Origin of the sequence: Streptomyces sp. NPDC093598, assembly GCF_044764825.1 — a bacterium.
Taxonomy (GTDB): domain Bacteria; phylum Actinomycetota; class Actinomycetes; order Streptomycetales; family Streptomycetaceae; genus Streptomyces.
In genome coordinates this window covers 15,663-26,989 of sequence record NZ_JBIWIV010000011.1, presented here as the reverse complement: position 1 = coordinate 26,989, position 11,327 = coordinate 15,663, and the positions used below count along the sequence as shown (strand labels likewise).

Here is an 11,327-nt window from a genome sequence, read left to right as displayed (position 1 = left end):
ACTCCCCCGTTTCGCTTGCGCCGGCGTGCTGCGTTACCCGGGACCGGCAGGCCGCCTGACGGGTCGTCGACGCGGTCCGCCTCCCGTACTGCTTCCGGTCGGGCGTCCGGCCCGGTCATGGCCGGCGTCGGCCGGAATGCCCTGGGAGTCCGCCGGTGGGGGGAGGCGGCGGACCCGCCAGGGGTGGTTCAGCGGCCCGCGGCGGTGAGTTCGTCGCCGGCCTGCTTGCGCAACAGTGTGCACACGTCATGCAGTCCTGCGTACAACTGGCCGAGTTCCGCGTCTGTGACATGAATCGAGGGTTCAAAGCGCAACGTGTTGACCGCGCTGGCCGTCGGGAACGTCCGCACCCGGTGCCGGCGCAGCAGATGGCCCGCCAGGAAGTAACCGAACAGGCCGCTCCGCGCGATCTGGCCGAGCTCCGGCGACGAGGCGCCGGACTGGTCGTGGAATTCCAGGCCCTGCATCAGCCCGTCTCCGCGCACGTCCGCCACCACGTCGGGGAACTCCGCCCGCAGCGCGTCGAGTTTCGCCCGCAGCGCCGCACCGCGCTCCTCGGCCTGCCGGTAGGCCGCGCCGCCGTCCCTCTCCAGCAGTTCCAGGACCTTCAGCGCGATGTGGCAGGAGAAGCTGTCCTTGGCGAAGGTCGAGCTGTGCACGATCTCGAAGTCCCGGCGGTAGCGCTTCTCGCGCACCAGCATCACGGACGCCTTCGCGACGCCGCCGCCGAGCGTCTTGGCCAGGGTGTAGTAGTCACCGCGCAGACCGATCCGGGAGCTGGCGAGCAGGGCGCCGGTGCGTCCCATTCCGCTCTGGATCTCGTCGACGACGACGGGGCAGTCGATCCGGGCGCAGAACTCCTGGATCTCTTGGGCGAACTCGCGGGACAGGACGCGGATTCCGCCCTCTCCCTGGACGGGCTCGACGAGGAAGGCGCAGAACACGGGGAACTCGTGTTCCGTCACCGTGATCCTGCCGTTCTCCGTGCTCAGACCGAGCAGGACCCGGCGTTCACGCGCGTAGACGGCGTTCAGGTCCTCGGGGCTGTCGTGCGGGACGAACCGTGCCTGTGCGGCGAGGGACTTGAAGGGCAGCCGGTAGCTCTCGTTGTGGGTCAGCTGCACACTGCCGGCGAGCTTGCCGTGGAAGCCGCCCTCCAGGGCGAGGAACAGCGGTGGCGCCGCGGTGATCTCGTCGTTGCGGCGCCTGATCGCCGCCTCCACCAGAGCGACGGCGTCGTTGCCGTCGGCGGCGAGGGCGACCCCGAGCCGTGCGGCCGCCTCCCCGTGGACGGTGGCGGAGCCCTCGGCCGCCGCGGCGCGCGCCGCCGCGAGTTCGGCGTCGACGGAGCCGAGCAGCTCGGACACGCGTAGACCCCGGTCGAGTTCGGCGTGCTTGACGGCGGCTTCCACCGCTTCCGCGCCACTGTTCCCGAAGATGGCGTAATACGGCTCGTCGTCGGAGAGTTCACGCGCGATGATGCGGTTCAGTTCGGCGGCCAGCCGGTTGGCGTACGGGTGGCGCGAGAACTGGGCGTGGATCGGTGTATGTTCGGCGAGCAGCCGACGGGCGTACGCGGTGATCTCGGGGTGGTGGTGGCCGAGCAGCACCGAGCCGTAACCGCCGGCGAAGTCCACGACCGGGACCTCGGTGCCGTCGTCGTCCCGTACGTACAGGGTGTTTCCCTCGGCGCGCACGTATTCCACCGCCAGTCCCGCGGTGTCGAGTACCTGGCGCAGATAGGGCTCGGCGAGTTCGCGTTCCGCGGTTGCGGCGGAGGTCTCAGTCATGTCCTCAGGGTCTGACGGCCGGGTAAACGTCCGGTCACTGCAAGGTCATCGGTCCCGCCCGGTCACGCGAGGCCCGCCGGTTACCCGGGCATGAAGGAACCGCGAGACGCCGCGGTTACGTTGATTGCGCCGGCTGCCCCTTCCGTGCGGACGGCACAGACGTGTCCCGTGACCCATCGGAGAGTGGCATGAATTCCGCGTCCGCCGAACTCGATCACGCCGCCGTGCGTTCCGGTCACGAGCCGGTACGCCCGGACCGGTTGCGTGGGGTGATGTCCCGCTTCGCGACCGGTGTCACGGTCCTCACCGTGGGCGGGGAGCACCTGCACGCCATGACGGCGAACGCCTTCAGCTCGGTCTCCCTCGACCCTCCGTCGGTGCTGTGCAGCGTCGGGCACAGTGCGGTCATGCACGGTGCGCTCACCGGGGCCGGGCGCTTCGCCGTGAACATACTCGGCGCTCACCAGGAGCAGCTCGCCCGGCACTTCGCCGACAAGAGCCGTACGCTCGGTGCCGCCCAGTTCGAGCGCGTGGACTGGCGCGCCGGCGAGCACACGGGCGCCCCGCTGCTCGACGACTCGGTGGCGTGGCTGGAGTGCGAGCTGACCGAGTCGCACGCGTTCGGCGACCACACCATCTTCATCGGCACCGTGCTGGCGGCGGGCGAGGGCGCGACCAGTGACGAGCTGCTCTTCGTCAACGGCCGCTTCGGCAAGCCGGCCACCCGTTCCTGAAACGGCTCGACCGCCGCCGCGTGCGGCGGACCCGGCAGGGCGGCACCACCCACCGGTGGTGCCGCCCTGCCGTGTGTCCCGGTCGTGTGTGTCTGGGACGTGTGTGTCTGAGACGTGTGTCCCGGTCGTGTGTCTGGGTCGTGTGTCTGGGTCGGGTCTCGGGCCTCCCGCCGTGGCGGGAGGCCGGCCGTCACAGGAAGTAGGTGCCCGGGTCCATGCCGAGCAGGACCCGCCCCTGGACCTCCAGGTTGGCGTCCCGCTGGACCAGGGCGTGCAGCGAGAAGCCCTGGATGTCGCGGTGGAAGCGTTGCAGGGGCACCTCACGCCGGATGACCGAGCCGCCGCTCGCCGCGTACAGCAGCTCGACGGCCTCCTTGGCGAGCTGTGCCGCGTACGCCGTCCGGCCGCGGATCACGGCCTTCTCCTCGTCGGTGGGCTGCTCGCCGGCGTCGGCCCGGGTCTGCAGGACCTCCAGCCAGAGGTCCGCCAGGGCCTCGGCGGCGTCGATCTTGTTGGCGGCCGTGGCGACCTGGATCTGCGTGAGCGGGTGCAGCTTCTGGTCGGTCCAGTCGGTGTACGTGATCCCCCGGCCCGGCAGGCGCTCGAGGAACAGCTCGTAGGCGCCGCGCGCGATGCCGGTGAACGCGGCCGCGACGCCGGACAGGACGTAACCGAGCAGACCGTAGTTGCGGCCGGTGGCGCCCGTGTTCTCGCGGTCGCCGGTCGCGCTGACCATGGCCTCCTCCAGGGAGACCACGCGGTGCGCGGGCACGAACACGTCCTCGGCGGTGGTCGTGCAGCTGCCGGTGGCGGCTCCCGCGCTGACGTGCCAGTCGTCGGTGACCTCCAGCTCGGAGACCGGGACCAGGGCGACGAGCTCCTCGGTGGTCCCGTCGGGGCGTTCCACCATCGCGGCGAGCAGGTCCCAGTCGGCCCCCCGGACACCGGAGTTGTACTGCCACCTGCCGTTGAGGCGGTAGCCGCCGTCGACGGGGGCGAGGGTGCCGGTGGGGGCGAAGACGATGGACACCCGGGTGCTGCCCCCGGCGAACACCTCCTGCTGCGCCCGGTCGGGGTAGAGGGAGGCGCACCAGGTGCTGGTGAGCCACACCATGGTCAGCCAGCCGGTGGACGGGCAGCCGCGCGCGACCTCGGCGATGACCTTGAACTGGTCGGCCGCGCCGAAGTCGAGTCCGCCGTGGGCGCGGGGCACCGCGGCGCGGAACACCCCCGCCTTGTCCAGCAGCCGGACGTTCTCCTCGGGGATCCATCGCCGCTCCTCCGCGTCCGCGCCGTTCGCGCGCAGTGTGGGGACGACATCGCGTACGGCGTCCAGTACGGACGCCAGGGCTTCCTGGTCGGTCACTGTCTCTCCTCGGGCCATCTTCGTTTTCGGGCACGGCGGAGCCCCCCCTGGCGCGCCAGGGGGGGCTCCCGGGGCGCACTAGTCGGCGACGAGACCGGTCGCGGCCACCGGGCGGTCGATGGCCATCAGCCAGCGGCCGTCCTCGGTCTTGCGGAGCACGTCGGTGCAGACGCCCTCCAGCCGGACCGGCTCACCGTCGGGGCCGGTGGTGTCGATGGAGTACTCGACCCCGATCAGCGCCACGTCGCCGGCCACGTACGAGTGGGTGACGCTCGCCTCGAGGGTCGGCTTCGACGCCAGGAACTCCTTGAAGAACGCCAGCCGGTCGGCGCCCGTCAGGGGCTCGCCGGAGAAGTTCGACACCGAGTCGTCCAGGTAGAGGCGGTTGAACAGCTCGCCGTCACCCGAGTTGAACACCTGGATGAAGATCTCGTTCTGGATGTCCGTGTCGGACGTGAGGTCGGGCCGTTCCGGGTCGAAGGGGACGGTGAAGTGCGTGGCTGACGTGGCCGGCGTTGTTGACATGGGGATGCGGTTCCCTTCCGGGGGGTGGGTGGGTGATGCCTCGGTGGTCATTCCTCGCCCGCTGCCTGCCGGGCGGCACGCAGACCGGACTCGATGGCGCCGTCGATGTAGCCGCTCCAGCCGTTGGCTATGTCGCCGCTGGCGAAGGAGAGCCGCCCGCTGGTGAAGGTGACCTCCGGGTAGAGCGTGGTGAGCTGACGCGGCTTGCGGAACGCCCAGCCGCCGCGCGCGTAGGGGTCGCGGCCCCAGTCGTGCACCTTGACGCCGATGACGTCCAGGTTCACGCCGAGCTGCTGTACGGCCTTCTTCACCTGGGCGACATTGGTCGGGTCGAGCCGGGGGTCGGTGCTGAAGGCGACGTAGAGCATGCCTTCGGACGTTTCCTTGAACGGCAGCAGCATGGGGATCTGTGAGCCGCCCTCGGCGCCCTGGCCGTAGACCCGGCCGGCTCCCTTGCGGGCGTGGATCCACAGCTTGACCGCGTTCGTCACGGCGATGCCCTGGGTCGTGGCGGTGGTGAGCGCCGGGGGCAGGGACGGGCTGAACTTGACCGTGCTCAGGGCGTTGACCGGCATCGCGACGACGACCGCGGTGGCGCTGTAGCGCGTGCCGGAGGTGGTGGTGACGTAGACCAGGGAGCCGGTGTCGTTCACCGAGGCGACCGGCGAGCCGAGCTTGATCGTCGGCTTGGCCTCGTCGATCATCGCCTGGAGCAGCGCCTTGGTGCCCTTGGCGATGCGCCAGCGCATGGTGTCGTTCCAGCCCGCGTTGGTGTGGCCGGCCAGAGCCCACCAGTGGGCGAACATCGTGAAGGCACCGGCCGTGCTCGAGCCGCCCGCGTAGACCGCCGTCTGCCCGTTGACGAGGAGTTCCTCCTCGGGCGTGAGGGCGAGCTGGGTCAGGCGGTCGCGCAGCGTCAGCTTGTCCAGGCTCTGCAGCAGGTCGGCCCGGTGCAGGGGCTGGAACGGCTTCTCGAAGTACGTCCGCGAGCCGTCGAACATGCGCTCGAAGACGGTGCCCATGCGGCCGAACCCGTCCTCGGGCGTGAACTGCCGCGGGCCGTTCGGCGTCGGCAGCCACGTGGTCGAGATCGGCTCGTCCTCCTCCAGCGCCAGCTTGTAACGCGTGAGTTCGGCGCCGAGGTAGGGCTGGGTCGGTTCGACCCAGGTCCCGCCGCGCTCGATCAACTGGCCGCCGTAGGTGTCCGTCCAGGTGCGGCCGCCGATGCGGTCGCGGGCCTCCAGGACGAGCACGCGCTTGCCGCGGGCGCGCAGTTCGCGAGCCGCGGTGATGCCGGCGAAACCCGCGCCGATGACGATGGCGTCCCAGTCCGCCGCGGCGCCTCGCCCGGCGGCCGAGGCGGTCGGGGCGAGCGGGGCGAGGGCGGGTAGCGCGACGGCGGCCGCCCCGGCCGCCTTGAGCAGGGTGCGGCGCGTCGGCCGCCGCCCACTGGTGGGTCCGGTGGTGTGCATGGTGCTGTGTGTCCCCCGTGTACTCGGTGCGGGCCCGCCGTGCGGAACCGGCATGTCACTCATGAGCCAAGGTGCTTTCGGTGCTGCGTGCCGCGGCGTTCGCGCCGGTCAGCTCGCCTGGCCGAACGGGTCGTCGATGGCGTAGCGCCACACCCCGTCCTCGCCCCGGGTCAGCACGTCCACGCCGACGCCGGCCAGGTGGTCGGTGGTGCCGTCGGCGCCGGTGATGTCGATCGTCCAGTCGACGATCATCAGGGCGGTCTCGCCGGTCACGAACACCTGCCGGGGCTTGGCCGCCATCCGCGGCCGGGCTTCGAGGAATTCCCGCTGGTACTTCCGGCGTTCGTCACCGCTGAGCGGCTTCCCCGGTTCCCAGACGGCGACCGCGTCGGCGGTGTAGAACTTCTCGACCGTCTCGAAGTCGCCCGCGTTGACGGCCTCGACGTAACGGGCGGTGTGGTTTTCCAGTTCCGCGACGAGCTCGGACATGGCGGAAATCGACCTGCCTTCTTGGCTGGAGAAACGTTTGGGGGGAACGTTCAGGAGAAAGGAACGTTCCACGCGGGTGCTGCACGGACAGTGCGGGTGCTCGTGCATTTCCGTGGCCGACACTATTCGGGCGGGTTCAACGTTCCAGCCACGCTGCGGTAATGCCGTGGTCTCCCGGCCTGCGGGGCCCGGCATGACAGTGCCGCCGGGCGACTGTGTGCGAGTCGCCCGGCGGCACGTGATCCGGTGAGCGGGGGAGGGCGGGGGCGGCCTCAGGCCTGGCGCACCCGGCCGTCCCAGCGCCAGGCGCCGCGGCGCGGCCGCCCGGGCAGCGTGGTGCGTCCCGTGCACCACAGCAGGGTCTCGGCGGGGGAGTGACCGGTGGGCGCGTCGGGGAAGAGCCGCTCGACCACAGGCGCCGCCAGGGCGTCCGAGGGCGTGTACTCCACGCCTACCGCCTGCGCGATGTCCCGGCCGTGGACGACGAGTTCGAGCACACCCATCGCGGCGAAGCCGGCCGCGTCGGAGTGGCCGTACGGGTGCCAGGCGCGGACCTCCGGCGGGGTGTCACGGACGGTGCCGGCGAGCAGCGTGCCGGCGATCCGGATGCCCTCCAGGGCGGCCGGGACGGGGGCGTGGCCGTCGATCGAGGAGAACAGGGTGATGTAGCGGTCGGTGGGGCGGGCGATGAGCAGGCCCGCGTAACCCACCACCCCGAGCGCGATGTGCGACAGGGTTTCACGACAGCTCCAGTCCAGATCACCCGCCTTTCCGCGCCAGTTCTGATCTGCTCCCTTTTCGAGTGCCGAGGTGGTGTCCTCGGCCGCCGTCCGTACGAGTTCGGGCCATGAAAGAGTCATGCTGGGATGTTCCCACACGGGGCCCCGCGACCACCGTCCGATCATTTCCCGGTCAGTGGCCGGTAATTGCCCGGTAATGATGCGTCGGAACCCGTCCGGTTCCCTGAGGTGTGGCAGTGATGACCGGACGATGAGTGTGCTCTTACTCCTTTCTCCGAGCCCTTCAGTAAGGTTTTGAACTGCCGGGGAGCGTTGGGTTCTCGCGCCTTTCGACCGGCAGTAGGAATCACGATCGAGGAGCCGGAAATGGCCACGAACGACGACCTGGCAGCCGTACTGGAAGCCGTGGACAGCATCGTCCCGACCCTGCGCGAGAACGGCCGCGCCGCCGAGGACCGCGGCTGGCTGCTGGACGAGAGCATCGAACTCCTGGAGAAGGCCGGGGTGTTCCGCATGGCCGTGCCGCGCCGGTTCGGCGGGCTCGACCTGCCGCTCGCCGACCAGGCCCGGGTCATCACCGAGATCGGCCGCGGCTGCCCGGCCGCGGCCTGGGTGACGATGGTGTGGGTGACGAGCACCTGGACGGCCACGCTCTACCCCGACCGGGCCCAGGAGGAGGTCTTCGCGGCCGGCTCCGTCAAGATCTCCAGCGCGTTCGCGCCGACCGGCGTCGCGGTCCCCACCGAGGGCGGCTACCTCCTCAACGGCACCTGGAAGTTCAACACCGGCTGCAAGGGCGCCGACTGGGACTTCACCGCGGCGATGGTGCGCAACCCGGACGGCACCGAGGGCGAGATCATGGCCCTCGTCCCCATGGACGACCTCACGATCGTCGACGACTGGGACGTCTCGGCCGGCGCCGCCACCGGCAGTGCCACCGCGGTCGCCGAGGACGTCTTCGTGCCGGCCCACCACGCCGTGTCCTTCGAGGAGGTCATGGTCAGCGCGACCGGTGACCGCTCCAACACGGGTGCCACCGGGCGCAACTACGGCCTGCTCAGCTTTGTCATGGCGGAGTGCGCGGCCGTGTTCATCGGCATCGCGCGCGGCGCCTACGAGCTGTTCCTCGAGCGCCTGCCGGGCCGGGGGATCACGTACACCGACTGGACCGACCAGAAGCTGCACCCGCTCACGCAGATCCAGGTCGCCACGGCCGCCAACAAGATCGACGCCGCCGAGGCCCTGTCGACCCGCTGGCTCACCCTCCTCCAAGAGCGCGCCGACGCAGGCGAGCAGCCCACCGACGCCGAGAAGGCCATCGTGCGGGGCCAGACCGGCTTCGCCGCCCAACTGGCCAAGGAAGCCGTGGAGATCCTCTACGGCGCGAGCGGCGGCTCCGTCATCCGGCGCGACGTCCACATGCAGCGCTTCCACCGCGACATCCAGGGCTTCTCGCTGCACGCGCTCGCCAACGCCGAGGTCAACCTCGAACTCCAGGGCCGTGTCCTGGTCGGCCTGGAGCCCGGCACCGTCTTCCTCTGAGTCGACGCCCCGGACCGTCTTTTCTCGCCGGCGCGCCCCGCGTGCCGGTCCGTTCAGCACACCACTTCGTACTGGAGGAACTGATTCATGGGTGACAACCACACCTCGGTGTCGGTGCTCGGCCTCGGCCTGATGGGGCAGGCCCTGGCCGCCGCCTTCCTGAAGGCGGGTCACGCCACCACCGTGTGGAACCGCTCGGCGGACAAGGCCGAGAGCCTCGTCGCGGACGGCGCGGTCCTCGCCGCGAACCCCGCCGACGCCGTCGCCGCGAGCGACCTCGTGGTCGTGTGCGTGTCGACGTACGACGTGGTGCACGACGTCATCGGCTCGCTCGGCGACGCCCTGCGCGGCAAGACCGTCGTCAACCTGACCACGGGCTCCTCCGAGCAGGCCCGCCAGACCGCCGAGTGGGCGGAGAAGAACGGCGCGCAGTACCTCGACGGCGCCATCATGATCACCCCGCCCGGCATCGGCGCCGAGACCTCCGTCCTCTTCTACGCCGGTGACCAGGCCGTCTTCGACGCCCACGAACCCGTGCTGAAGCTCCTCGGCGGCGGCACCACCTACCTCGGCACCGACCACGGCAAGCCCGCCCTGTTCGACGTGTCGCTGCTCGGCCTGATGTGGGGCGCCCTGAACAGCTTCCTGCACGGCGTCGCCATCGTGGAGACCGGCGGCGTCAAGGCCCAGGAGTTCCTGCCGTGGGCGCACATGTGGCTCGACGCGATCAAGATGTTCACGGCCGACTACGCCGCGCAGATCGACGCCGGGGACGAGAAGTTCCCGGCCAACGACGCCACCCTGGAGACGCACCTGGGCGCGCTCAAGCACCTCGTCGAGGAGAGCGAGGCGCTCGGCGTCGACACCGAACTGCCCAAGTACTCCGAGGCGCTGATGGAGGGCATCATCGCCCAGGGCCACGCCAAGAACAGCTACGCCAGTGTCGTGAAGGCATACCGCCGCCCCAAGCAGTGACCGGGTCCGGTATGCGCGTCACCCCCTGACGAAGGGGCCGGTTCCGAATCCCCCGTCGGAACCGGCCCCTTCCCCATGCCCGAACAACGGCGTCCAGAAATCGCCACGCGTCGGCCGTCCCGCATTTCCGTCGGCGGATTCCAAGCGCTTTCCGTCCCGCAATTCCCGCTCTTCGCGAAAGGTGTGTTCCATGACCGAGAACGGCGACAGCACGACCCCTCGCGCCCACGGACGCGTCACCAGGAGAACACTTCTGAAGGCGGCGGGCGCCACCGCGCTCACCGCCGGTGCCGTCACGGCGACGGCATCCCCCGCCGCGGCCGACGACAAGCCCTACGACGCCATCGTCGTCGGCGCCGGCTACGCGGGCGGCACCGTCGCCCGCGAGCTGGGCGCCCGCGGCATGAAGGTCCTGGTTCTGGAGGCGCGCGGCCGGATCGGCGGCCGCATCGAGCCCGGCACACTGGCCGGAGAGCACATCGAACTGGGCGGCGGCTGGTTCGGCCCCGGCCAGGACCTCGTGGCCCGCGAACTGAAGCGCTACTCGCTGACCACCACCGAGGACGTGCACGCCACCCGCATGGTGATGCCCGGTCCGAACGGCTACACCAGCCACTCCCCGCAGGAGGCGGGCGCCCGGCTCAACAGCCTGTTCGCGGACTTCTACGCCGGATCCGAGCAGTACTTCGAGCGGCCCTACGAGCCGCTCCACCGCAAGGACCTGCTGGCCTCCGTGGACCGTCTCTCGCTCGCCGACCGCATCGCCCAGCTCCAGCTGACCGGCGTCGACCACGACTGGGTGAGCGGCGCCACCTCGGTGTTCGCCGGCGGCAACCGCACCGGCTCCCTCACCGGCCTCGCCCAGTGGTACCAGCTCGCCGGCGGCACCTACGACACGTTCCTCTCGGTGATGAGCCAGCTGCCCCAGGGCGGCATGATCTCCATCCTGGAACGGATGCTGCGCGAGTCCGGCGCGACCGTCAGCCTCAACTCGCCGGTCACGGCGATCCGCGAGCGCGGCGGCCTCACCCACGTCGAGGTCCGCGGCGGCCGGGTGTACAAGGCGCCGGTCGTCGTGCTCGCCACGCCCGTCAACATGTGGTCCACGCTCACCTTCGAGCCGGGCCTGCCCAAGGTGTACGCCGACGCCGCCCGTGAGGGCCTCGGAGTCCCGCACGCCACCAAGCTGTGGCTGCGGGTCAAGGGCACCTCCGAGGCGGTCTCCGCCCAGGCCCCGGAGGGTGCTCCCATCCTGCTGCTGATCCCGCAGAAGCAGCTGCCCGACGGCCGCGTCTTCGTCGCCTTCACCGGACCCGCCCTCGACGTGTCCGACCCGCAGGCGGTGCGTGCCGCCGTCCGCGGGCTGCTGCCGGAGGCCAGGGTCGTCGAGTACCGGGCGAAGGAATGGCACAAGGACCCGTACGCGCGCGGCGGCTGGGGCCTGCGCCGGCCGGGACAGCTCCTGCGTCAGCTGCCGGACATCCAGCAGCCGTTCGGACGCATCGTCTTCGCCGGCGGTGACATAGCGAGCGGCTGGAACGGGGCCTTCGTCGAAGGCGCCCTGGAGTCCGGCTTCCGTGCCGCGGAACAGGCCGCGACCCTCGCAGGCTGACCGACGGCAGCGCCATGACCGGGCGGTGGAGAACGGGGAGTGCGGTCCCCGTCCACCGCCCGGTCATGGCGCCTTTTTCTTT

At 70.7% G+C, this 11,327-nt stretch carries 10 protein-coding genes; 4 read left to right on the top strand and 6 right to left on the bottom strand.

The features are described 5' to 3' along the window. Positions 1-188: 188 nt before the first annotated feature. Positions 189-1,790, bottom strand: a complete 1,602-nt coding sequence (locus ACIRDU_RS27270; RefSeq protein WP_403583871.1) for an aspartate aminotransferase family protein — start codon at positions 1,788-1,790, stop codon at positions 189-191. A 188-nt stretch (positions 1,791-1,978) separates the two neighbouring features. Here ACIRDU_RS27270 and ACIRDU_RS27265 point away from each other — a divergent pair, with 188 nt between their 5' ends. Next, a complete protein-coding gene (locus tag ACIRDU_RS27265; protein WP_403583869.1) occupies positions 1,979-2,524 on the top strand; it encodes a flavin reductase family protein in 546 nt (181 codons plus the stop codon). A gap of 190 nt (positions 2,525-2,714) precedes the next feature. On the opposite strand, the gene ACIRDU_RS27260 is transcribed toward ACIRDU_RS27265, so the two are convergent. From ACIRDU_RS27260 to ACIRDU_RS27240, 5 genes are all read right to left on the bottom strand, one after another. Further along, complete coding sequence (locus ACIRDU_RS27260) at positions 2,715-3,908, bottom strand: acyl-CoA dehydrogenase family protein (protein ID WP_403583866.1); 1,194 nt, start codon at positions 3,906-3,908, stop codon at positions 2,715-2,717. Between the two features lie 60 nt (positions 3,909-3,968). Further along, on the bottom strand, positions 3,969-4,415 hold the full coding sequence (locus ACIRDU_RS27255) for a YybH family protein (protein WP_403583863.1): 447 nt from the start codon (positions 4,413-4,415) through the stop codon (positions 3,969-3,971). A gap of 47 nt (positions 4,416-4,462) precedes the next feature. Beyond that, positions 4,463-5,887 (bottom strand): flavin monoamine oxidase family protein, encoded by a 1,425-nt coding sequence (locus ACIRDU_RS27250; RefSeq protein ID WP_403583860.1) that lies wholly within the window; start codon positions 5,885-5,887, stop codon positions 4,463-4,465. Positions 5,888-5,995: 108 nt separating this feature from the next. Further along, on the bottom strand, positions 5,996-6,376 hold the full coding sequence (locus ACIRDU_RS27245) for a YybH family protein (protein WP_403583857.1): 381 nt from the start codon (positions 6,374-6,376) through the stop codon (positions 5,996-5,998). Positions 6,377-6,648: 272 nt separating this feature from the next. After that, entirely contained in the window at positions 6,649-7,236 is a 588-nt protein-coding gene (locus tag ACIRDU_RS27240) for a maleylpyruvate isomerase N-terminal domain-containing protein (RefSeq protein WP_403583854.1), read from the bottom strand. 246 nt (positions 7,237-7,482) lie between these two features. Here ACIRDU_RS27240 and ACIRDU_RS27235 point away from each other — a divergent pair, with 246 nt between their 5' ends. The 3 genes from ACIRDU_RS27235 to ACIRDU_RS27225 all read left to right on the top strand — a co-directional run bounded on the left by ACIRDU_RS27235 (position 7,483) and on the right by ACIRDU_RS27225 (position 11,245). Continuing rightward, positions 7,483-8,658, top strand: a complete 1,176-nt coding sequence (locus tag ACIRDU_RS27235) for an acyl-CoA dehydrogenase family protein (protein WP_403583851.1) — start codon at positions 7,483-7,485, stop codon at positions 8,656-8,658. Positions 8,659-8,745: 87 nt separating this feature from the next. Further along, a complete protein-coding gene (locus ACIRDU_RS27230) occupies positions 8,746-9,633 on the top strand; it encodes an NAD(P)-dependent oxidoreductase (RefSeq protein ID WP_403583848.1) in 888 nt (295 codons plus the stop codon). A gap of 190 nt (positions 9,634-9,823) precedes the next feature. Beyond that, positions 9,824-11,245 carry a flavin monoamine oxidase family protein gene (locus ACIRDU_RS27225; protein WP_403583846.1) on the top strand — a complete coding sequence of 474 codons (1,422 nt, stop codon included), beginning with the start codon at positions 9,824-9,826 and terminating at the stop codon, positions 11,243-11,245. Positions 11,246-11,327: the final 82 nt, after the last annotated feature.

Excerpts from the sequence above, each read along its gene's own strand:
- ACIRDU_RS27270 (WP_403583871.1), bottom strand. The coding sequence starts at position 1,790 with ATGACTGAGACCTCCGCCGCAACCGCGGAACGCGAACTCGCCGAGCCC.
- ACIRDU_RS27265 (WP_403583869.1), top strand. The coding sequence starts at position 1,979 with ATGAATTCCGCGTCCGCCGAACTCGATCACGCCGCCGTGCGTTCCGGT.
- ACIRDU_RS27260 (WP_403583866.1), bottom strand. The coding sequence starts at position 3,908 with ATGGCCCGAGGAGAGACAGTGACCGACCAGGAAGCCCTGGCGTCCGTA.
- ACIRDU_RS27255 (WP_403583863.1), bottom strand. The coding sequence starts at position 4,415 with ATGTCAACAACGCCGGCCACGTCAGCCACGCACTTCACCGTCCCCTTC.
- ACIRDU_RS27250 (WP_403583860.1), bottom strand. The coding sequence starts at position 5,887 with ATGCACACCACCGGACCCACCAGTGGGCGGCGGCCGACGCGCCGCACC.
- ACIRDU_RS27245 (WP_403583857.1), bottom strand. The coding sequence starts at position 6,376 with ATGTCCGAGCTCGTCGCGGAACTGGAAAACCACACCGCCCGTTACGTC.
- ACIRDU_RS27240 (WP_403583854.1), bottom strand. The coding sequence starts at position 7,236 with ATGACTCTTTCATGGCCCGAACTCGTACGGACGGCGGCCGAGGACACC.
- ACIRDU_RS27235 (WP_403583851.1), top strand. The coding sequence starts at position 7,483 with ATGGCCACGAACGACGACCTGGCAGCCGTACTGGAAGCCGTGGACAGC.
- ACIRDU_RS27230 (WP_403583848.1), top strand. The coding sequence starts at position 8,746 with ATGGGTGACAACCACACCTCGGTGTCGGTGCTCGGCCTCGGCCTGATG.
- ACIRDU_RS27225 (WP_403583846.1), top strand. The coding sequence starts at position 9,824 with ATGACCGAGAACGGCGACAGCACGACCCCTCGCGCCCACGGACGCGTC.